Source organism: Chitinivibrionales bacterium, from assembly GCA_014728215.1.
GTDB lineage: Bacteria > Fibrobacterota > Chitinivibrionia > Chitinivibrionales > WJKA01 > WJKA01.
On record WJLZ01000100.1, the window covers coordinates 17,468 to 39,135 of the forward strand.

General features: G+C 46.6%; 18 protein-coding genes. 13 read left to right on the plus strand and 5 right to left on the minus strand.

All coding sequences use genetic code 11. The annotated features are described in order from the left end of the window. Positions 1-54: 54 nt before the first annotated feature. From GF401_07775 to GF401_07795, 5 genes are all read left to right on the plus strand, one after another. The gene (locus GF401_07775; protein ID MBD3344945.1) at positions 55-1,014 is read left to right on the plus strand and encodes an aldo/keto reductase; all 960 of its coding nucleotides are present in this window, start codon (positions 55-57) and stop codon (positions 1,012-1,014) included. Between the two features lie 395 nt (positions 1,015-1,409). Then, on the plus strand, positions 1,410-2,636 hold the full coding sequence (gene dcm, locus GF401_07780; GenBank protein MBD3344946.1) for a DNA (cytosine-5-)-methyltransferase: 1,227 nt from the start codon (positions 1,410-1,412) through the stop codon (positions 2,634-2,636). 6 nt (positions 2,637-2,642) lie between these two features. Next, the gene (locus GF401_07785; GenBank protein MBD3344947.1) at positions 2,643-2,738 is read left to right on the plus strand and encodes a hypothetical protein; all 96 of its coding nucleotides are present in this window, start codon (positions 2,643-2,645) and stop codon (positions 2,736-2,738) included. Between the two features lie 653 nt (positions 2,739-3,391). Continuing rightward, positions 3,392-4,159 carry a hypothetical protein gene (locus GF401_07790; GenBank protein MBD3344948.1) on the plus strand — a complete coding sequence of 256 codons (768 nt, stop codon included), beginning with the start codon at positions 3,392-3,394 and terminating at the stop codon, positions 4,157-4,159. 976 nt (positions 4,160-5,135) lie between these two features. After that, positions 5,136-5,429 carry a hypothetical protein gene (locus GF401_07795; protein ID MBD3344949.1) on the plus strand — a complete coding sequence of 98 codons (294 nt, stop codon included), beginning with the start codon at positions 5,136-5,138 and terminating at the stop codon, positions 5,427-5,429. Here GF401_07795 and GF401_07800 read toward each other — a convergent pair. Next, positions 5,424-6,833: a radical SAM protein gene (locus GF401_07800; protein MBD3344950.1), complete on the minus strand. Its 1,410-nt coding sequence runs from the start codon at positions 6,831-6,833 to the stop codon at positions 5,424-5,426. The genes GF401_07795 and GF401_07800 overlap by 6 nt on opposite strands. Beyond that, positions 6,830-7,315, minus strand: coding sequence for a hypothetical protein (locus tag GF401_07805; GenBank protein MBD3344951.1), 486 nt, complete (start codon positions 7,313-7,315; stop codon positions 6,830-6,832). The genes GF401_07800 and GF401_07805 overlap by 4 nt, the downstream gene beginning before the upstream one ends. 236 nt (positions 7,316-7,551) lie before the next feature. Here GF401_07805 and GF401_07810 point away from each other — a divergent pair, with 236 nt between their 5' ends. The 8 genes from GF401_07810 (at position 7,552) to GF401_07845 (ending at position 16,669) form a co-directional block, all read left to right on the plus strand. Continuing rightward, entirely contained in the window at positions 7,552-8,223 is a 672-nt protein-coding gene (locus GF401_07810; protein MBD3344952.1) for a hypothetical protein, read from the plus strand. Between the two features lie 30 nt (positions 8,224-8,253). Beyond that, positions 8,254-8,541, plus strand: coding sequence for an ArsR family transcriptional regulator (locus GF401_07815; GenBank protein ID MBD3344953.1), 288 nt, complete (start codon positions 8,254-8,256; stop codon positions 8,539-8,541). 17 nt (positions 8,542-8,558) lie between these two features. Beyond that, positions 8,559-9,245 (plus strand): ATP-binding cassette domain-containing protein, encoded by a 687-nt coding sequence (locus GF401_07820; GenBank protein ID MBD3344954.1) that lies wholly within the window; start codon positions 8,559-8,561, stop codon positions 9,243-9,245. Between the two features lie 3 nt (positions 9,246-9,248). Further along, entirely contained in the window at positions 9,249-10,508 is a 1,260-nt protein-coding gene (locus GF401_07825; GenBank protein ID MBD3344955.1) for an FtsX-like permease family protein, read from the plus strand. Between the two features lie 111 nt (positions 10,509-10,619). Next, positions 10,620-11,861, plus strand: a complete 1,242-nt coding sequence (locus GF401_07830; GenBank protein ID MBD3344956.1) for an FtsX-like permease family protein — start codon at positions 10,620-10,622, stop codon at positions 11,859-11,861. Between the two features lie 123 nt (positions 11,862-11,984). Continuing rightward, positions 11,985-12,719 carry an outer membrane lipoprotein-sorting protein gene (locus GF401_07835; GenBank protein MBD3344957.1) on the plus strand — a complete coding sequence of 245 codons (735 nt, stop codon included), beginning with the start codon at positions 11,985-11,987 and terminating at the stop codon, positions 12,717-12,719. Positions 12,720-12,748: 29 nt separating this feature from the next. Further along, a complete protein-coding gene (locus GF401_07840) occupies positions 12,749-13,858 on the plus strand; it encodes a hypothetical protein (protein ID MBD3344958.1) in 1,110 nt (369 codons plus the stop codon). 234 nt (positions 13,859-14,092) lie between these two features. Further along, entirely contained in the window at positions 14,093-16,669 is a 2,577-nt protein-coding gene (locus GF401_07845; GenBank protein ID MBD3344959.1) for a hypothetical protein, read from the plus strand. 291 nt (positions 16,670-16,960) lie between these two features. On the opposite strand, the gene GF401_07850 is transcribed toward GF401_07845, so the two are convergent. From GF401_07850 to GF401_07860, 3 genes are all read right to left on the minus strand, one after another. Then, on the minus strand, positions 16,961-18,181 hold the full coding sequence (locus GF401_07850) for a hypothetical protein (protein ID MBD3344960.1): 1,221 nt from the start codon (positions 18,179-18,181) through the stop codon (positions 16,961-16,963). A gap of 253 nt (positions 18,182-18,434) precedes the next feature. Then, positions 18,435-19,400, minus strand: coding sequence for a DUF3078 domain-containing protein (locus tag GF401_07855; protein MBD3344961.1), 966 nt, complete (start codon positions 19,398-19,400; stop codon positions 18,435-18,437). Positions 19,401-19,543: 143 nt separating this feature from the next. Further along, positions 19,544-20,692: an STAS domain-containing protein gene (locus tag GF401_07860; GenBank protein ID MBD3344962.1), complete on the minus strand. Its 1,149-nt coding sequence runs from the start codon at positions 20,690-20,692 to the stop codon at positions 19,544-19,546. Between the last annotated feature and the right edge of the window lie 976 nt (positions 20,693-21,668).

Consider the following 21,668-nt stretch of genomic DNA (forward strand, 5'->3'; position numbering starts at 1 on the left):
TTTTCCCTGTATAATCAGCTGTCCATAATCATAAACCCCGGGTAATTTCTTTTTATGGAACACACAACTTTCGGCACTCCCCCCATTACCATTTCCCGTCTCTGCCTCGGCTGCTGGCAGGCCTCGGGATGGGCCACCTCTGATGATACCCGATTTATCCGGACAGTTGAACATGCCCTCGATCAGGGCGTCAATTTTCTCGATACCGCAGCGGCCTACGGCAACGGGCATTCCGAAGAGCTGGTTGCCAAGGCGATTAAAGGGAAACGGGACAAGGTGGTGATCGCCACGAAATTCACCCACACGATGAGCCGTCCGGATAAGATCAGGCGAAGTCTCGAACAATCGCTTCGGCTGCTCAACACCGATTATATTGATCTTTTTCAGCAGCACTGGCCGCCGAAAAATGTCCCCCTTGCCGACACAATCAATGAACTGATAAAGCTCAAGGATGAAGGGAAAATCCGGACGATCGGAGTCTCCAACTGGATGGAGCCGGAATGGGAGGAGTTTGACGGCGACCTGTCGGTTATCGATTCGCTCCAGCCCTGCTATAGTCTTCTGTGGCGCTCGGTTGAAAAAAATATCCTTGCTTTATGCAAAAAGCATTCGATCGCGATATTCACCTACTCGCCCCTTGCCCAGGGGATTTTAGCAGGACGGTTCCGTTCGATCGATGACCGCCCGAAATCAAATGATCCTCGCGCCTATAACCGTCTGTTTGACAAGGACCGGTTCCCGCAAGTCCTCACCGTTGTCGACTGCCTCGAAGAGATCGCGACAAAACACAACAAATCCCTGAGCCAGACAGCTCTCAGATGGCTCCTCGACCGCGAGGGCGTTACTTCGGTCATTGCCGGCGCCTCCAGACCCGAACAGGTTGAAGAAAATTGCGGGACAGTGGGATGGTCACTCGACCCCGAAGACCGGGAGAAACTCGATACGGTCTCCCGGCCGCTGTCCGAAGATCTCAAACCGCACGATACTATTTTCGGGTGGCATTCGAGGGGATAGCGATTTTTGCAGAAAGCTTTCCTTCAGCCTGTTTTCTGCTGACAAGCGATTTTTGAAGATTTTGCTTTGATTTTACCAGTGCGATTTTTATATAAACTCCATGAATAATAACGGTGATTTCTAATTATTAGTAGTAGAAATGTGACGGTTCAAATGTACAGGGAATTTATGTTCATCCCTTAGAATGTATTCGGCAATTTGGGGCTACTAAAAGTTCCAACAATGGGGCTACTCACTATGAGAAAATGTTTGCAATATGTAAATAACAATAAATTATAGTCGGCGGCAAAGAAAGGGTATGATTGGAGCTTGAAATAAGGTATTTTAAGAAGAGCGCCCCCAAGACACGCCCCGAGCTGGGGCTAAAGCATTAAATAACAAACAGTTAAGAGATTATGGCAAAACAGAAAAAATATAAAATTCCGGATCCGAAAGCCTTTTTCTGTAGGGAAGACGAGCAGGTTTATGGTCTAAGAAGCGAAGGTGATCTGCCCAAGCAAAAGCCGACCTTTAAACTGATTGACTTGTTTTGCGGGGCGGGCGGCATGACCTTGGGCTTCACAGAAGCTTTGGGGCACCATTTTAAGCCGATTTGGGCAAATGACTTCAACAAGTATTGTGTAGATACATATAACGCAAATTTCGGGAACCACTGCCATGCCGGAGATATTGTAGATATTTTAGAAGATAAAACCGTAACAATCCCCAAGGCAGATGTTGTAATTGGAGGCCCTCCATGCCAAGGTTTCAGCCTCTTAAATCGGAACCGGGATAATGATCTCCGGCGGCAATTATGGCGGCCATATTTAGAAGTTGTTGAAAGAAGCGATGCGAAAGTCTTTGTGATAGAAAATGTTCCGCAATTGCTCGGAACTTTCGAACATGGCGAGATTGTCGGTATCGCGGAAAAACTTGGTTTCAAAGTTGATTCCGGCAAGATTTGTGCTGCGGATTATGGGGTTCCACAAACACGAATAAGGGCAATAATAATTGGCTCACGAGTTGGAGACCCATCATTTCTATTTCCTCCTCGCAGGACGCATTATAATCCTAATGGTAATGGCCACTATCAGAGCAAATTAGACTTTTCAGGAGGTACAGATTTCCTTCCGTCGCCGGCAAAATGGCAAACTGTCCGGGACGCTATATCCGATTTACCTCCTCCCACCGGGACAGACATCCGTGATGTTGCTCCGCCATTAGACCTTCATTTCGGCAGAACACCCACGCCGATGAGCATGAAAAGATATCGTTCAATTCCTAAGGAAGGTATGAATAGATTCGACCTTCAAAAACGAGCACCTGAATTAACTCCACAATGCTGGATTCGAAAAAAATCGGGTGGGACCGACTTGTTCGGCAGATTATGGTGGAACAGGCCGGCTTTTACTATGAGGACTGAATTTTACAAACCGGAAAAGGGCCGATACTTACATCCGGAACAGCATAGACCGATAACGCATAGAGAAGCGGCACGATTTCAATCTTTTCCAGATCCTTTCGTTTTTATGGGAACCAAGATAGAGATTGCAAAGCAAATCGGCAATGCTGTCCCCCCCCTTATGGCAGCACGTATTGCCGATATTGTTTATGTTTTGCTTGCAAAAGGCTCAAAGGCTTAGTCCGTTTTGGATAAGTTTGACAAAAACAAGCGAAGCCTGATAATGAGCCGCATAAAAGGCAAGGATACTAAACCGGAAGTATTTGTCAGGTCTATGGTGTAAGAGTTAAATACAAGAATATTGATCAGTGAATCATAAATGCGCAATTATTTCACAAAAACAGGAATGAAGTTTACGATATACAATTATTCTGATTATAGAACGCCGATGACACCAATTTGGCCGATTATACTGATATTTTTAACTTTCTGATCAGCGTAATTAGCGTTCTATTTTGGAAAAGACTGAAAGCATTTTGCAACTCAAAAGTTTTTAAGCCGGGAAATACCGGAAAAATATCGTTTTGCACCCCCTTCCTTTAAATTGTAAACTTCACTTCGCCGGCAATAAAAAAATGAAATTTTTTCAAAAAAGTTCTTGCTTTTACATTTTGCATTTACTATTATTTACATATTGAAATAAGGTTGATTTAGTGGAAGCCGTCAGGATTATAATCGAGTGGTGCTGTAGGAACACGGTTTTCTTCATGATTGACATCATATATACGCCCTTGTGGCGCGTATAGTTATTTTTACCGCAACTGGTGCAATTCTTAATCAAACAGAACAAACAGTAATCATTTCAATCCAGTAGCGAAAAAGAATTGGGGTTTTGGAGTACTGGAGTATTGGGCTTTGTAACCCTATCACTCCGGTATTCCACTATTCCATTACTCCATCATTTCATATTATTTCTTTTCACAGAAAGGAGCCATTATGGCTGTTTCAGAAGAGTTGAGGAATGAGATTGAGCAGGAAGCTGCTGCACTTTCGCCGGACAAGTACCGTCGGGCGGGCATGGGCATGAATAAGTTTATCGGCGAGTACAGTGCTTTACTCGCTCAGGCGGATGAAGACCGTGATGCTCTTGTTGCTTCGGGTTTTGACTGGTCGGTTATGGAGAAGTATCGTGGTTATCTGGAGATGTTGTCGATTGCTTATGGTGAACGGTTGGGTGTGACCCCCGATTCGCCGGAAAAGCGGTCGGAATTCGACCGGCTGCTTGCGCAGGCGGAAATGGACCGCCGTCGTCTTGCGGTTGTTGCGGGATATATAACCGAAAAAAGCGATGACGGCAGGGCATTGCAGAATTACCGGAATATTCAGAAGGGTGACGGAATTGTTGATACGCTTACCGACAATATCGGTTTTGTTTCGCTTATTAAGGATTTTCCGGAATATGCAGCGGAAATAAAACCCGGCGGTGTGGCAATTGATGAGTCGTATATGAATGATGCTGTTGCTCGTGCGGTTTCGCTTTTGAAACAAAAAGGCTATGTTGTTCAAAGTGGTGTACCGCAGAATGAAGCAGTCGACCGCAAGAACCGGCTTCTGACCTTATGTCTCAATGCCCAGTCGCATATCAAACAATTTGCAGCCGCGGCTTTTTTTGATATGCAGGATTATTATAACAGTAATTATGCAAGTTCATATTTCAGTGGGTCTAAAAACCAGATAAGTCAAGAAACGGCTGTTGCAGAGTAACAATAATACAGTGCCGGTTTTTCCGGCACTGTTAATCAAGCTGCAAAAACCTCTTACAACCCGCAACAATGCTCTTACACAATAAAAAAACGCCCTTTTTGATATTATTTGCCCTTTTCATAATTAAATTTTCCGCTGATTATTTCATTTTCAAACAAAAACATGCTTGTCAGAGCAATTTTTAATACTGCCAGAGATGTTTTTAATATTGTCAGAGCAATTTTTGATATTGTCAGAGCATGTTTTTCGTTGTCAGAGCACCTTCTCTTTCTGTCAGAGCGATATTTTTGTTGCCGGAGCATTGTTACTGTATGGATTTCGGATTGCGGGTGGTTTTTGGGCAGACCACCACTACCGCATTCTTAAAACAACAGCCTTATCCAAAATAGAACGCTGATTACGCCGATCCTGCCGATATTCGCCGGTCGGAAAAATAAAAATGCCGGAAAATCAGCGATAATCAGCCCCATTAGCGTCATCGGCGTTCTATACTTATGTAATCGGGAAATAATCCACTCCATTTTGCTGATTTTGTTTGATTCGTAAAGGGCTTTTAGTATATTTCTTTTAGTTGACAATGATCACTTTTAATACCGCGCTCTGGTCCTGACCTGCTCCTCTGCTCAACCCTCATTCCAAAGCGCTCATAATGAAATAAAACTTCGGGATTGAAGGCCCTGTGTCCATTCATGCCGAAGTTTTTTGGAGGTTTTTTGGAAAATTTTGAACTTTAGGGAATTTCGATATTTACTAGTTGTTGCTGCAATAGCCGGCCAGCCCATTTTTTTGAATGAATTGTAGCCTTTGGAAGAGAAAGAGCGCGCGCAGAATTGCGAAAACATGGTAGCAAAAAATGATCTGGCCGGCAAAAGACAAACAACGAGACTGTAGAAAAAGCCCATATATATTTAACTTTCTATTGTAAACAAAACTTTTTTTCCTTGTATTATTGCAATGTATAAGGAAAGGTGGAATTATGGCACACTATAAGGATTATTCATACGAGCAAACGAAGATGGTGGCGATATCATATGATCGGCAGGTTCTTCCCGGGACATTCGAGCATACGCTGAGTGATGTAATTGATTCCCTGGACATGTCTGTATTCGATGATCGGTACCGGAACGATGAAACCGGAGGGCCGGCATATGATCCAGGGATACTGTTAAAAATTATTCTTTTTGCGTATTCCAAAGGGATTATTTATTCCCGCCGAATAGCACAGCTCTGCAATGAAAATGTTGCTTATTTACAAAACAAATATCTATGAAGGTTTCCGTATATCTTCAAGAAATTGAATATACTCTTCATAAATCGTGATATACTGCTTTACCAGAAAGGTCCCGCCCGCCTTGACCATCAGACTGAAAAAGCCATACCGCAAAACCCGCTGAAAATCCCAGACAAGGGCATCGAGAACAACATTGGCCAATTGCTTCAACCCCTCCATCATTACCCGTGGAAGGGAATAGAATTTCCTGTATGCAATAAGCACTTCCTTCTGAAGAACGGAGGCACTCATCGACTTTGGCTGAAACACCAGGTACATACCATTGAAAAATTCCCATCGGGTATGGTAGAGGCGGTTCTCGTTTTCAATTTTTTCATACACCTGCGTACCGGGGAATGGGGTCAGGATCATGAATTGCACGGTGTCGATATGATGGTGAATGGCAAAATCGACTGTTTCGTGAATCGTGGCGGGCGTATCGTTGTCTTCACCAAACATGAACATACCATGGATGCTTATTCCTTTTTTATGAATAATGTCGATTGCCTTTTCGATATCACTTTTTGTCTGCGATTTATGCAGTGCCTTCAAGGTCGCATCGTTGATCGATTCGAATCCGATAAAAAAGAATCGGCATCCGGTCCGTTCCATCCTGCCGATCAGCTCGGGACTTTTGGAAATATCCGAGCGTACCTGGGCAGTCCAGGAAATGTCGAGTTTTTCCTGCTCGATCAGATCGCAGAGGCGTTCGACACGCTTCTTGTTTGCCGAAAAATTATCATCATAGAAAAAAATATCCCGCGTTTTAAAGAACTTCAGGGCATGCTTGATTTCCTCGACGATCCGCTCCGCCGACTGCATCCGGAATTTCTTGCCGAAAATCTTGGTGACCGTGCAGAAATTACAATCAAAGGGACAGCCCCGTGAGGTCATGATCGGAATGATGCTCATCGTTTCCACCCCCTCCAAAAGGGAATACTCGATAAGCGGGAGGTTTTCGATGTTTTCGATCGCCTTCCCCTGAATGATTGTCTCCTCATAGGCCCCTTCAATAATATCGACAATATTTGCTTCTGCTTCTCCCTGGATTACATGGTCCGCACAGTCCACAAACTCCCGGGGAAGCAATGATGCATGAATGCCTCCGATAAGGATTTTGGCGTGGGGATATACTTTTCTGATCTGGTTGGCGAGATGCTTGGCCCTGTTTGCGCTGACAGTCAAGGCGGAGATACAGTATACATCGGCCTGGATCGCAAAGGGATCGATTTTTTGCGACAAAATGTTTTCATTATATATTCTGACCGGATATCCGGCATTATGCAGAATGGTACCCAGATACAGGCACCCGGTCAGGGGAAGACGCATATAATTTTCAAAGACATTCGCTTCGCTTCCGGCCGGCTCGATAAAAACAACAGATTTCTTTGTACGCGGATTCATCGGGCCCTCTCAGATATAAGGATACTCATGCCGGCAAGAATGAAAATGGTCCACCATAACTGCCCGCTGATCGAAAAAACCAGGAAAAAGACCGAAGAAATCGAAACAAGCATCAAGCCGGTCAACAAATATAATGCCCGCTGCCGGGCAAAAAGAAAGGAGAGAAAAAAGGACAGCCCTAAAAAGGCGATGAACAGCGGCCATGTCCGGGTAAGAATCGACCAGGAGTAAAAATTTGCAAATAATGCAAGAATACTGAAACAGATCAGGTAAACTCCCGGTATCAGATAGACGACTTCACGCCTCCCCCTGGCCTTGAATATGCCGATGAAACCTATTCCGAGCATGGTAATCAAAAGGGGCCATAATTTATGAATAAATGAAAGGTCGGTGAAACTTTCAAGGGCCAGCAAACCGCCGATTCCTATAAATAAAAGGGCAAATCGCCCGTTCCGATGAGCTGTTTCATGTGCCTGGTCCATAGTTAAATCCTTTATTTGAAAAGTAGTGATAACATCGATGTATACCACCAAAATAGGTCGTTCCTCGACAGGTAATCAAAAACACATCTCCTGAAAACAAAGAGAGCAAATAACAGGCCATAAAAACAGACAGACAAATACCCGTCCCGGCAACAAAGGTGTTGACAATTCTCAGAAATTGTGGTATATTATTAACAGGTTTATGATATAAACTTGTTTAAATACGCGGAGACACTATGACCCACATCAACGAAAAGCAGGCCAATGAGCTACTTGAAGACCTCGCTTTAATAAAAAAGGCGATACAAAAAAACACCCCGGTTCTTCAGCAGATAGCCCTGGACAAGGCATTTTGGCTCCTCTCGCTTTTCGGTGGAATCGCCATTATCCTGATAAGCCTTCTGTTCGACTATTTTATCCGGCAGGCCGGAAGCTTCGACGCCCTTGCCGGGGGTACGAAGATTTTTCTTTTTTCGCTCATCGGACTGTTTATCATTATAACCGGTACCTACAAATGGATACAGTTCACCCGCTCGGCAAGAGCGGTGGAGCCTGCTATTACGGGCTGGGGCCTTTTCAAAGAGCTTCACGCCTCTCAGATACTTATCTCGCTCCATATTCCCGTTGGACTATTAATGCTCTTTCTGACATTTTATTCCATTGCGCAGGGGCATCCTGAACTATCGGTTCCGATTATTTCAATCGGCGTGGGAATACTCTGGAATGCCTACGGCTCTCTATTCAGGACAAAGCAATTTTATGTGGGGGGATACTGGATGATGATTACCGGAGCGATTTCGCTCCTGCTTTCGCACGTGTCGCCGTTTATTAATCTCTCCTATTCTGTAGGGATGGGATTAATAATTTTCGGGATTGCATCATGGACAACGACACCTCGTGGGGAGTAAGACGTGGCATCCAATGATTCACAACCATCTTTGAACGACAAAATTATACACGAACGCTCGCGGCTTCTGATTCTCACGAGTCTTGCCGGAAGCGAAAGCGGTTCGCTTTCCTTTACCCGATTGAAAGAAAGCCTTGAACTCACCTCCGGCAACCTTTCAATACAGTTGAAAACGCTGAAAAATGCAGGATATGTAAAGATAACGAAAAAATTCGTTGACGACAAACCCTTAACGACCGCAAAAATAACGCCACAGGGAACAGGCGCGTTAAAAAGATATCTCGGCGAAATGGAACAGTTGATAAAAAACCTGAAATAAAGGAACAGGAGTTTATGATGGCTTTCTTGGAATTGCAGGAAATCAGGAAGTCCTTTCACAAAGGGGAACGGGAAGTTCATGCCCTCCGGGGAGTTGATCTGTCGATCAACCGGGGCGATTTCTGCGCGATTGTCGGTCCCTCGGGCAGCGGTAAAACCACCCTGCTCAATATTGTAGGCTGCCTCGATACGCCGACATCGGGAACCATGGAATACGACCACCGCCCTTTGGGCGCCCTCACCGACAAGGAGCTGTCTTGGTACCGAAGGGACAATATCGGATTCATATTCCAGTCTTACAATCTCATTCCGGTGCTGACAGTGAAGGAGAATGTCGAACTCCCCATGGTGATCGAAAAGAAGTTGAGCAAGGCCGCAATGGCCCGCAAGGCCCGTGAAATCATCGATGCTGTCGGGCTGGCTTCCATGGCACATCGTCTCCCCCGCGAGATTTCGGGCGGCCAGGAGCAGCGAGTGGCTATTGCCCGGGCCCTGGTCAAAGATCCGCTGGTGGTGCTTGCCGATGAACCTACCGCTAATCTCGACACCGTAACAGCCGAAGAAATTATCGCCCTCATGCAGAAAATCAACCGGGAACGCCAAACAACCTTCGTCTTCTCCACCCACGATCTCAGGATGCAAAAACATGCGCAAAGGGAAGTCGTTCTCAAAGACGGCCTCATTACCTCGGATGAAAGGAGATAGGGCATGAAATCGCTCCTTATTATCGCATTCCGCAATCTTCTCCGCCACAAACGACGGACAATCCTGACCGGTATTATCATCTCTTTCGGGTTATGGATGTATATCTTCATGGATTCCCTCATGGCCGGACTCGACCGGGGATCGATCGACAACATGATCACCCTCTCGACTTCGGCGGTAAAGATACATACCCAAAAGTATGACAAAAACAGAGAATCTTTTCCTCTCGAATACGGTATTCAAGTCGGAGATCAGATCAAACAGGCTATTCAGGACCACGACAGAGTCGAGGCAATTACTCCCCGCACACAATTCCTGGGAGAACTCTCAAACTACGAAGAATCGATCCCGGTGGCGGGAACGGTGATTGCCCCTCACAGCGACACCGCCGTGTTTTCGCTGAATCCGTACCTTGAAGGTGAGTATTTCTCGGAAAACAACCAACAGGAGATCATACTTGGAAAGACCCTTGCCGGGGACCTGAATGTCAAACCCGGTGATTTCATTACCCTCTACGGACTCACGAAATACGATACCCGTAACGCCGATGATTTCAAAATAGTCGGCCTTTACAACACGACCGATCCGGAACTGAATAAAAACGCCGTCTTTATCACCTACGACGCCGCAAATACCTTCTTAGACCTCGAAAACACGGTCACCGAACTGAATGTCGGGCTTAAACGGCGGGTCAACTTCAAGAATCTTCTGACCGACATGAAAGAAGTCCGGCAGATTGTGGAGACCGAATTTCCCTCACTGACCACCTATACCTTTGCCGAACTGGGCGCGGGGGTGCTGGAACTTGCCCGTCAGAAACGGCTGTGGGGGGCGGGAATGACGCTGGTTTTCCTGCTGATCGCCGGAGTAGGTATTGTCAACTCGGTCCTCATGAGCGTGTATGAGCGCATTCGCGAGATCGGCGTATTGCGCGCCCTTGGATTTGAAGGTGATCGGGTTATGCATATGTTTATGCTCGAAGGCGTTATTATTGGCTTTATCGGCAGCCTCGCCGGGGTGATACTGGGATGTATTACCGTAGTATATCTGTCAACCTGGGGTTGGCCCCTGGATAAACTGTATGGTGACATGGCCGTCGATACCACCGGCTTCCCTGTCTGGGGCACAATCTACGGGGAATGGAATGTCCCGCTTATTATCGGCTCATTTTTCTTTGGCCTGGTCACTGCGCTTATAGCGAGCATTCCCCCGGCCGGAAAAGCGGCATCCATGGAAGTCACCCATGCCTTGAGGTTTGTGTAACGATGAGAGGGATCGGGGGTTCCTGCGGAGGGAGACTTCCGCTACGCTCCAGCGGAGCGCAGGACCTGGTTTGTATATCACCTTTGGAGTTTAATAGATAAGGAACATCAAATGTTGTACCTGCTCAAGATGGCTTTCCGCAATATCAACCGTAACCGCCGGCGGTCGATCCTGGCCTTTACGTCGGTGGCAATTTCCATAGCCGCGGTCACCTTTTTCCGGGGTTTTGCCGGAGGAGTCATACAGTCGATTGTTAAGAATTCGACCAAGAATGAAACCGGGCATATCCGCATAACCACCACCGGGTTTCAGGAAAAATCCCGATTTTTTCCGGTGACCGAAAATATTTCGGCCCCCGGTACAATTATCAAAAAGATCAAAAATGATCCCCAAACAGGCAATAAATTGGACATTATCACCGAACGCATTAATATCGGTGTTCTTCTCAATAACAGGGGGCTTAACAAAAGTGCCGTGGGGCTTGCCGGCGATCCGGAGGTGGAAAAGGAACTGCTTCTTCTGCAGAATTCCATTATCGGCGACGGCCGCTATATTAAAAATGAGCGGGAAACCATCGTGGGAACCGGGATTGCCGGGGCCCTCAACCTGAGTGTCGGCGACACCCTCAAAGTCATGACCCGCGGCGCCGATTATGCCCTTCACCTCCGCAAATTCACCGTGGTGGGGCTCTTCCAGACCGGCCTTAACATGCTCGACGACCGGATTTTCCAGATACCGCTTGATGACGCCAAAAAACTACTCCGCACAGGAGGCGCTACCCAGCAAATAGTCATCATGCTCAAAGATTATAAAAAATCGGAGGCCGTCGCCGCAAATATCAGAAACCTTCTCTCCAACCGCGACAACCTCTCGGTCGTCTCATGGACCGAAAACGGTGAGTGGGGCGCCATGGTAAAAATGTCTTCGGCTATCTATAACTATGTCTATTTCTTTATCGCCTTTTTAGGAGCATTTATTATCACCAATATCATGATGATGGTTGTTCTGGAACGCCGCAAGGAGATCGGTATTCTCAAATCGATGGGAATAACCAACAGAGAAGTCATGCTACTGTTTCTCTGTGAAGGCATGATTCTTGGTCTTATCGGTAGTCTCGTGGGAATGGTGGTAGGTATGGCAATCAATACCTGGTTTGCATTCAAGGGCCTTGATATGTCTTCCATGATGGGCGGTTTCAACTTTCCCATGGATTCGGTGCTCTATTTCGATATCAGCCCCCTGAGTGTTGTCTACGTTCTCATGATCGGTATTATCGTGTCGGCGGCCGTGTCGGTACTCCCCTCATGGAGAGCATCGAGGATGAATGCGGTGGATGCGATTAAGAGCGTATAGGGGACCATGAGTTGCTATAACTATCATGCGTGGCATGGCTTTCAAAGCCATGAGTCGTTTTGGTTTCCACAGGTGTTATTTGAAATCTGATATTTGGAATTTACCAACCACAAGGAGTTTACCATGATACGAAATCTGATGCTTGTCGCTCTCATCGCCGCCGCGCCCTCTTTTGCGTTGACGGGCGAGGAGATCCTCGAAAAAATGGACCAAAACCGGAACCACACAACGATTTCCTACAAAGGAATCATGGAGATCCATATCGACGATGAAGTGCGGACTAAACAAATGTCGGCCAAAGCGATGGCCGGTAAAAAGGAAAAGGCGATCGTCACATTCCTCAACCCCGCCGATGAAGGGACCAAATACCTCATGATCGACGATAAGCTCTGGATCTATTTTCCCGAGGAGGAAGATGTAGTCAAGATATCGGGACACATGCTCAAGGAAGGGATGATGGGTTCGGACGTCTCTTATGAAGACGCGCTGGAATCCGACAAACTCTCAGATAAATACGACATTCAGCGTGTGGGGGAAGAAACAATCGACGGCTACGACTGCTATGTGATAAAACTCGACGCCAAGGTCAAGGATGTCCCCTATTTCAAGCGCAAAATGTGGGTGACAAAGTCGAATTTTGTGCAGATCAAGGAAGAGATGTATGCCAAAAGCGGGAAACTGCTCAAAACCTCCAGAACCCTGGAGATAAAGAAAATCGGCGATCGGGATTTTCCGGTCAAGGTCGAGATGGTTAACAAGCTGCGCAAAAACAGCAAGACAATATTTACCATGAGGAACATTGAATTCGATAAACCTATGAATGAGTCGACCTTTTCGATGCGGTATTTGCGACGATAGGTGAAGGATGGATGATGATGGTAGATACAATGAAAAAAAGATTGCTTAGGGTGGCAGTAGTTCTTTCAGCAGCCTGTTTTGCCGGTGCTGCTGAGAAATCGGGGCTGGAATTTCACGGTTCCATGTACTCGGATCTTGGGATTGTCCAGCATTACAATGAACCCGGGACCGATGAGTTCGATTTCACGGGATTTTCGACCCTGTCACTCTCGTTTAAAAATCGTAATCGAAGATTCGGCAAAGTCGAAGGGCTTCTCGATCTGATTATCCCCTACGGCACTGCGGGAGAACAATTGAGCGGCCTGCTCCCGACGGAATCGGTTTCCGACAGCGCCACCCGGAGCATGGTGAGCCTCTTTTCGCTCAGAGGAACGCCGGTCCTCCTCGATTTCAGAAAACTCTCACTCTCCTTTTACCTTCCCTTTGTCGACATAACTATCGGCCGTCAGATAATCAATTTCGGAAAGGGAACACTTTTCTCTCCCGTGGATATTTTTTCAACGGTCGATATTACCGATCTGGATTTCCGCCGCTCCGGAAGCGATATTGTCACCTTCCGGTTTCCCTTCGGTCCCCTTTCCGGCTGCGACATCGTGGCGGGAATACCCCAATTTGACAACTCTTATTCAGGAGCAATTAAAATTTTCGGTACCCTGGCGGATTTTGACCTCAGCCTGATCGGGCTCCATAAAGACGCAGGTGATTCCCCTTTTAAAACCACCGAAACCACCGCGGGATTTGCCTTCAAGGGAGATATCATCACCGGCGCCTATGGTGAAGCTGTCGTGCACTATGACCATGACCGGAAAACCGAGTTCTTCGAAGGAATGTTTGGCTTGGATTACTCGATCGACGATCGCTGGATATTTGTGGGGGAATATCTGTACAAAGAACCCGGTTACAACGAATATCTCTGGGGAAACCATACTATCTTCGGCTCCACTCAATATGTGATCAACGATATCATGAACCTCTCGGCGAGTATAATCGGCAACATAACCGACCGTCGATTAATCGGTACCATAAACTATTATTACGACATCCTCCAGAATGTCGATACTCATCTCTATATTCAAGGTATCGAAAGCGAAGCCGGAACTTCCCTCAATTACATGATACGCTTTGACGTACAATTTTGACTTTTTTCCATTTCGGCTGAATTTTTGCCGGTTTTGTATTAGATTATATAGAGTGAGGTAAAAGGAAGACTTTCAGCAAAAGTGGATAAACCGGGGTATCGTGTTCAGTAAAAGGGCCGTCTGGATTTTCACTCCTTTCTTTTTTCACCCTACGGTTTCGAACACACAATTTTTCTTGAGCCCACTATTCAATCAGGCAATTTATTATCTCTCAATTTGTATCGAGGAGGCTTTATGAAGTGCCTTATCAATGTTTTTCTGTTCCTTTCAGTCGCCTGGTCGGCTACCTTTTATGTTTCTCCCGACGGCGACGATTCCAATGACGGTTCGCAATCGAGCCCCTTCAAGACCCTGCATCAGGCCCAACAGGCCTGCAGAAATATTGGCGGCGAAGCAAAGACCGTGATCCTTCGGGAGGGAAACTATTATCTCGACAGCACCCTTCGTTTCGATGAAAATGATGCAGGCGCCGAACAGAATCCGGTTCTGTGGAAAAGCGCCGACGGTGAAGAAGCCGTTATCTATGGCGGCAAACGAATTACCGGGTGGGAAGTTTATGAACAGATTGAAGGAAAGACGCCGGGTATTCCCCAGTTTCCGTTGAACGGAACTATTTACCGTGCCCCGCTTTCGGATCCCGACTGGGTATTCTGGAACCTTTCGGAAAACGGCAAACGGTCATCCCATGCCCGTCACCCCAACCACCGGGACCCACGCCCGACAGGTCATGGATGGGGCGCCCTCATTCATGTTAACCCCGACGGAACCCCGGCAAACAGAACAAACAACGATTTCCGGTATCAAGACGGATGGTTTCCCGACAATTGGGAATACAGCCATGCCCGTCTGGTTTTTGGTCCGGGATGGTTCACCGATGCCCGCCCTGTCAGTAATGTCGATTATACCAATAAGGTCATTACCGTTGAGCCCAACACCAACCCAACGACCAGGTATTGGGCCGAAGGATCAATAGATTTTATCGACCAACCGGGTGAATGGGCCATCTCCGACGACGGCTATGTCTACTATTGGCCTAAAAATACCCCCATCGAAGAGCAGGTTGTCGTGGGCGCCACAATGAAACGTACGATCGAATTCCGGGGAAGCTCACCTTCGAATCCGGTGAAGTATATCTCACTTGAGAATCTGACCATTTCAACTTCGAATTCACCGGCCGAGGCCTATTCCAGTAAGACATCACCATCTTCCCCCGGCGATGAGGACCACGAAAACAACTGTGAAATCGATGAAATGCGCCACGGACTGGTCCATTTTGAAAATGCCGAGTACTGCACGGTCAAATTCTGCAAAATTTTCAATGCCGGTACGCAGGGAGTGCTCTTCAATTACTATGCGAAACACAACACCCTCTATGGGTGCTGGGTTGAAGGATGTAATCATCATGGGGTCTTTCTCACCAGCTACTGTGTCAGCGCCGGCCCCTGGGATTACATCAACAGCTTTAACACCATTTCAAACAATTACATCCATAATTACGGCAAACTTTCCAGTGGTGTTGCAGGCGTTGGATTGTACCAGAGCGGCGATAATGAAATCACGCACAATGAGATCCGTAACGGTCCCCGGTATGCTTTGTCGATGAAAGGACAGCGGACCGGCGTCTGGGGGGTAGACGTCACCGAGCAAATGCTTCTGTGCGACAATAACATCATGCGGTATAACGATATTTCCCACGTGACCCACTCGACGGTCGATCTTGGCGCCTACGAGAGCTGGCATCCCAGCCGGGGGAATATCCTGGATAACAACCTGTTTCACGATCTCTATCACATTACCTGCGCCGGCAGGGGCGGGGATACCCACGAGGACCCCGCGGGATTCTGCGGTCTCTCTCAGCGCCACTGTATTTATCCCGATGCGGGCGCGAACCCTGAAATCACCGATAACGCAGCCTATAACTGCCTGGATATGGTCAACTGGTATGTCGAGGGTTTCGGGCAGCCCCTTCCCTTTACCCGCTCGGCTGCTCAACGAATCGCTCAGAACCGAGGCTTCAGTATCGATGAGACGGGGTTACTCGACGACTTTCCCTGGCATACTCCGGGACAGGAAAACAGTGAGTATGAGTGGCCCGAAGAAATAATCTGGGATCCCGATCTGATCCACTATTTTGAAGATCTTTTCATGAACGGCGACGGCCTCACTGCCGAATACTATTCGACGAGCGCCCTCACAGGGACTCCCACCGAAACAAAAGTCGAACCCTACCCCGGTCTCGACTGGACCTCGGAAACCAATGTCCGCCTGACCGGCTGGGTGGTACCCCTCTTTTCCGAAGAATACCGTTTCTGCGCCGATGCTACCGGGACAGTAAAAATATGGGTGGACAATACACAGGTCCTCACCGAATCCGCTCCCACCTATCAGAAGGTACATTTCGGTGATTTTATTCCCCTCCAGGGAGGACAGGCCTATCCTATTAGGATTGAATTCACCGGGGGCAAAAATCTCAGTGTCGACTGGTACAGCCAGACCCAGCCACAGCAGGTATTACCCCAGTCACAACTTTTCACAAACGCCGTGGATGTCGTTCAAAAGAAAAAATCAATACTTCCCCAGCGAATTGCCGTGAACACTTTGAATAATGGAATTTCAGTGGCAGTTCCTCACTACAGCTCGAATTTCAGTGTCACGCTCCTCAGGCCTAACGGTTCGGTGGCCCAACGGGTCGATGCACGAAACCAGACCAGCTGTATGATCACCACGGCAGGACAGGCATCCGGTATCTACATGCTCCGTGTCAAAGCCGGAACGACTACCCTGACACGAAAAATTGTGCTGGGGAGGTAGGGCCCGCTCTTTTTGATTTTTCGTTCTCCTGCCCCGAAGGGCTTCTCATGCGATCACCGGCAGTACGCTCGAGGACGTCGTCGAAGGGGACTCGCCGCGCACTCCTCCTTTGAGATTTCCGTGATGCGGGGCTGGAACGAATATCGAAATTACCACTCAAACAGCCCGCACGGGAGCATGCCGGCAACCTTATTCACAATGATTGGCGGGGTGTAATGAAAGGAATACGGGTAAAAAAAGCCCGGGACGAAACATCCCGGGCCTTCAATGATTACTCATACTAAGGAGGCGCTATTTAACGGCGGATTTTTTCCGCAGACGGGCCTTCTTCGAATCAACGGCCTCTTGTTTGATGATATATTGACCACTGGCGGGAAGCGTTTTGTTTGCATCGAGCAACACCTTGTCGTTGACCCGCTGTCCTTTTACGTTAAAGACCTGACTTTTCGCTTCTTTCTCGAGTTTCAGTGTAGCGTCCTGACTGAGGCCCCACTCAAGTGCGTGGGTCCCACACTCCGCCGTATCGGGACCATAAACATAGATCACGTTACATGACCCTTCGTAGACCTGCGACTGTCTGCCGTCGTTGGTTTCGGCCCAGACGACATACTCAACAACTTCCTGCTCCTGGCAAGTCACAAAAGTGGTCTCGTAGACAGCTTCGGTAGTGCGGATGTCCTCACCGTCGGGAGTGCCGCCCTCTTCAAAGAAGTCGTAGACATACCAGATCGTATCTGGCGGTTCGACACAGGGTTTTGGGGGGTACCGGAAAGGAAGGGTGAGCGGGGTAGGAACATCGTCATCACCGGGCGCACATTCCGGATCGATCCATTCAATCTCAAATTCACAGAAATCCCGTCGAGGAGGAAATGCCGACGCCGGAACGACAACCGAATCGGTTTCACCGGGTTTTTTCCACCAGAGTTCGGCTTTTGTATTGCTGGATCCTTCCCAGAAGTAAATTTTAAAATCATGAGATCCGGCGGTGAGAGTTACTGTTGCCTGATATTCTTCAGCCGCGGGAATCCCATCGGCGCCCAGTCCAGGATCTAAATCTTCACCAAGAGTAGCGTACATGAAATTTTCCGAAGGATTATCGCTGATAATCTGACCGTCGATTTCGATAAACAACCCATTATCAGCCTTGATGGTAAAAACATATTCGCCGTCTTCGGGCACCTGAAAATCTTCGGCAACACCAACCACGAGATAATTGTCGAATTTCCACTGCATGGGATTGGGCATCTTGTTTGCGTAGACATTGGGACCGGATGTATAAACCGAATCTGCCCAGATTGCCTCGGAGTCGGTGACATCAAGGGCCGGTGAAACCTCAACGGCGCCGGACAACATTGAGTCGTAGGCTGCGGTTCTGAACCATAAAGAATCGCTTCCCTTCCCCAGCGCGGCTTCAAGCTCTGACGTGCCGGCGATATGCAGCTTAATAGAAGCAAAGGATGATGAAACAATAAATGCAAGCAAAGGTACCACAAAACGCAACGTCCGTTGCATAACCAACCTCCTTCTTTAATAGTAATTTAGTTTGTCTGTTCTTGCCGCACTAAAAGAATACCCCCCAATGTATTCTACACATAAATATAAATACTTGAGAGGGGTAGTATGAATAGAAATATAAAAATTTAGTTTTTCAATTGCTTATAGATATGCTGCAACAAATTAAATTGTTCTTTGGAATTTATGGTACACCGTCTCTGTTTCGGAAGAAAAAAGCAGCACAAATGGAACAACCGGTAAATTATCCCCATTAATGGTTCTTAAAATTAAAAGTAAGCCCCAGGGACATCGTTTCTTTTAACTGGGGACTATTTTTGTACATATCCGGTTGCTTATCTCGATCGTATATCAATTGAAGGTATACATTGAGCATGATATACTTTGTGAAATTGATATTCAGGCTGTTTTCCCAGTTAACATCAGGATACCGCCAATCATCGGGTTCGGTGTTATCGTCGGGATCTTTCCCGGCTAATTTCCGATATTCATCGCTGTCGGAATAAAGAAGGGCCTCATAGACCCTCAAAAGGGTTGAAAACTCCCACCATTTTTCTCTGTTATTTGCCGTGAGTTCAGTCACCAGTTCAATTCCGCCATCATTGGTAAATTCGGTTTTCTTTTGAGTGGGGATAAGATCGGTATTCCATGCATCCCGGTCGACATACTGCCTTACGGCGCCACCTAATCGGCCATTCCAGGTAAGAACATCTTCTTTTTTAAGCAGTTGCCGTGCAACACCAAAGCTTTCGGTAATCTCAAGTGGATTTATGTACCGTTCGTTTACAGGATCGCGGAGGTCATAAAACTGCGATACCAGACGTCCGGCAACGAACGGATCGATCACTGTTTTCAGCGTAAATTTCAACACCGATTCAAAATCGATAAGGTCGGTCGATTTCTGAGGGCGAGACCAGTGCCATTCACCACTTGAGTCCTGCTCGCCGATCTGGGTCTGGCCGAAGGCCAGTTTCAAGGTGTTTTCATTGTGTACCCGGGGATTAAACTGCTTTTCAGCCTTTGCATTCAAATGAACGGCCCATGAAAAATTGCTCTGCTCACCCCCCATCCAGCTCTCACTGTAGGCATTCTGATTGACGGTCAGATTTGTATTGGTAGACATAAGCCAGCGATCGGGATTCTTTTCCACGGCAGAATCGGATTGGGCAAAAAGCCGCGGATTAACGATCAAAAGCGATAAAAGGACAACGATTCGCATAGTACCTCCCTGCGAGTTACGCGCAATTATTACAAAACGATTCAGATTAATTGCAACAACAATGCCGGACCACAAAATAAATATCTCGCACAACCAATGCAGGAAATATGGTGGAAAAGAATTATCAGCCGGGACCTGGAATCTTATTCGGATTCTTTCCGCGCATATATTCGTTTTGCCTGGGTGTACCAGAAATGGGGATCATCGTAGGAAGGCATCATTCCAGGTTGAATTTTGTTGGTCAAATCGGTAAGCCGGTCGAATGCAGCATAGGATTCGTTTTTTTTATCCAGATAATAACCAATATTCATCATCATGAAAAGCACTTTTGCATATTCGGAATTGTTATACGCCATTTCATCATCCATTGCGCTTTTAAGCCATGTCCTGGCCTTACTCAGGGTATCCTTTACTTTTGAGGTGTGCGCATATTTTGAAGCACAATAGTGGTAAAATCCACGATGAAAATTGTTATAGGTCTCAACCCGTTCGACGCAATCTGCGGCAAGGCAATAAATCAGATAGCAGACTTCATTATCTCGTGGATGGGAAAAATAAGCGTCGGTTATCACCGCCCCGGTTTGCATTATGCCGTTTCTCGCTTTTCGTGTTTTTTGCAGCCGGCTTATTTGAGAAGGTTCAAGTATGGAATGAATTGCTATTTCAGAATCCTTGCGGGCACTGAACCAATCGGGCTCGATAGAACAAATCCAGCATTCGGGGCAGATGATTGGTTGCAAAGCAAAGAAATCAAATTCAATACCGCTTTCCTTTAACGTTGCATGAGGGAAAAGCTCGTCGCCTTCCCATTTCCATTCGCTCCATTGCCATTCACAGGCATAGGGATCAATACTGTAACCAACGACATGAGATGAACTGCAGGAAGGACAGAAAAGATCCATACGGCGAAACTCTCGTTCGGAACGGGTATAGGGTTCGTATTTTCTCACCTGCGCCCCCAATGCCCGGGAATAAACCTGCTCACACGAATCTACAATGTCCATTACATTGGTAAGATTAACACTTTGAAACATTTCCCTGACCCGTTCGGAGGGAGAAAGGATATACAGTTTTCTGTTGGTCTCCTCTTTTTTTTTCTTCAGATTAACCAGCAGACGGATTGCGCTGGAATCTACAAAACCTGTGTTTGAAAGATCCAGAATCAAATCTTTTTCCGGGTTTGACAGAATATGAGACTGGAGTTTCGGGCTTACACGGGGAATGCTGTCAATCTTGAGCTGCCCTTCAAGTGTAAATACATCATAGGCTTTAAATGCACCGGTTAATTCCATATCGCATCCTTTTTAAAGTATTAAATGAGCACTAAAAATCTACAATGCTAAACGGCTTTTGTCAAGACTTATTTTAAATTATTTCCCAAAAGAGCATTTCTTGTATTTCTGGGCGCAGTCTCCATTTTACGCGACTTTAGCATATGATTTATAACAATCCCAGGCCGCATCCCATCTATTTGATTTTACAATTGTGCGAATATCCAGTATCTTCTGTCCTTCGGAATGTGACCATCGCATGCCACTTCGACACATGCGGCTTTTTACAATCGATTTACATCTTGAAGACCAACATAGGCAATGACTCTCCTAAAAACAAGCTTCAGTGCTTAAAAGCAGCAGAAGAGGGGGTTTCCCCCACCCCCCTTTGAAGACATTGTTAAATCAGGATATTAATAAATCTCCTCATGGGAACTTTTAATTGTCGTTAAGGGTAAGTATAATTGTCGCCGTCCAATCACACACTTTTCACAGATATGGTTTTGCACCCATGCAAAACTATCATTCAGTTAGGTCCAGCCGGGCACATTTTTGGGAGATTACAAAAGGAAATGAGTGTTTCCACTTATTTTTTTTAATTGACAAGTTAAGACACATAACAAAGGAAACGCTCAATATCATAAATAGTATTTCCGCAACAAGAAAGCGACACAAAATCTTCCAGCAGGTACGATTTGAATCACAAAAAATGACTAGCTTTGCCGGTTTGATTCGTTTTGAGCGTTTTCTGCAAAAAATTGACATCGGGGCGAAGCTCGCCGAATGTTTCCGCCACCTCAAAGATGACGGCATGTATGGCGTTTAAACTCTCAGTTGGTAACTTCTACGATTTTTTCGTATGTTTTTCGCAATATATCAAGATCGATTCCGGCTGACGTCTGACCTCTCCGGCGAAGCCGGTTTAGCGGGGAGATAAATAATGCAACATATGCAACTCCGTCCCTAGGATGCGGAAAAGCACCTTAATTTGAGTGCA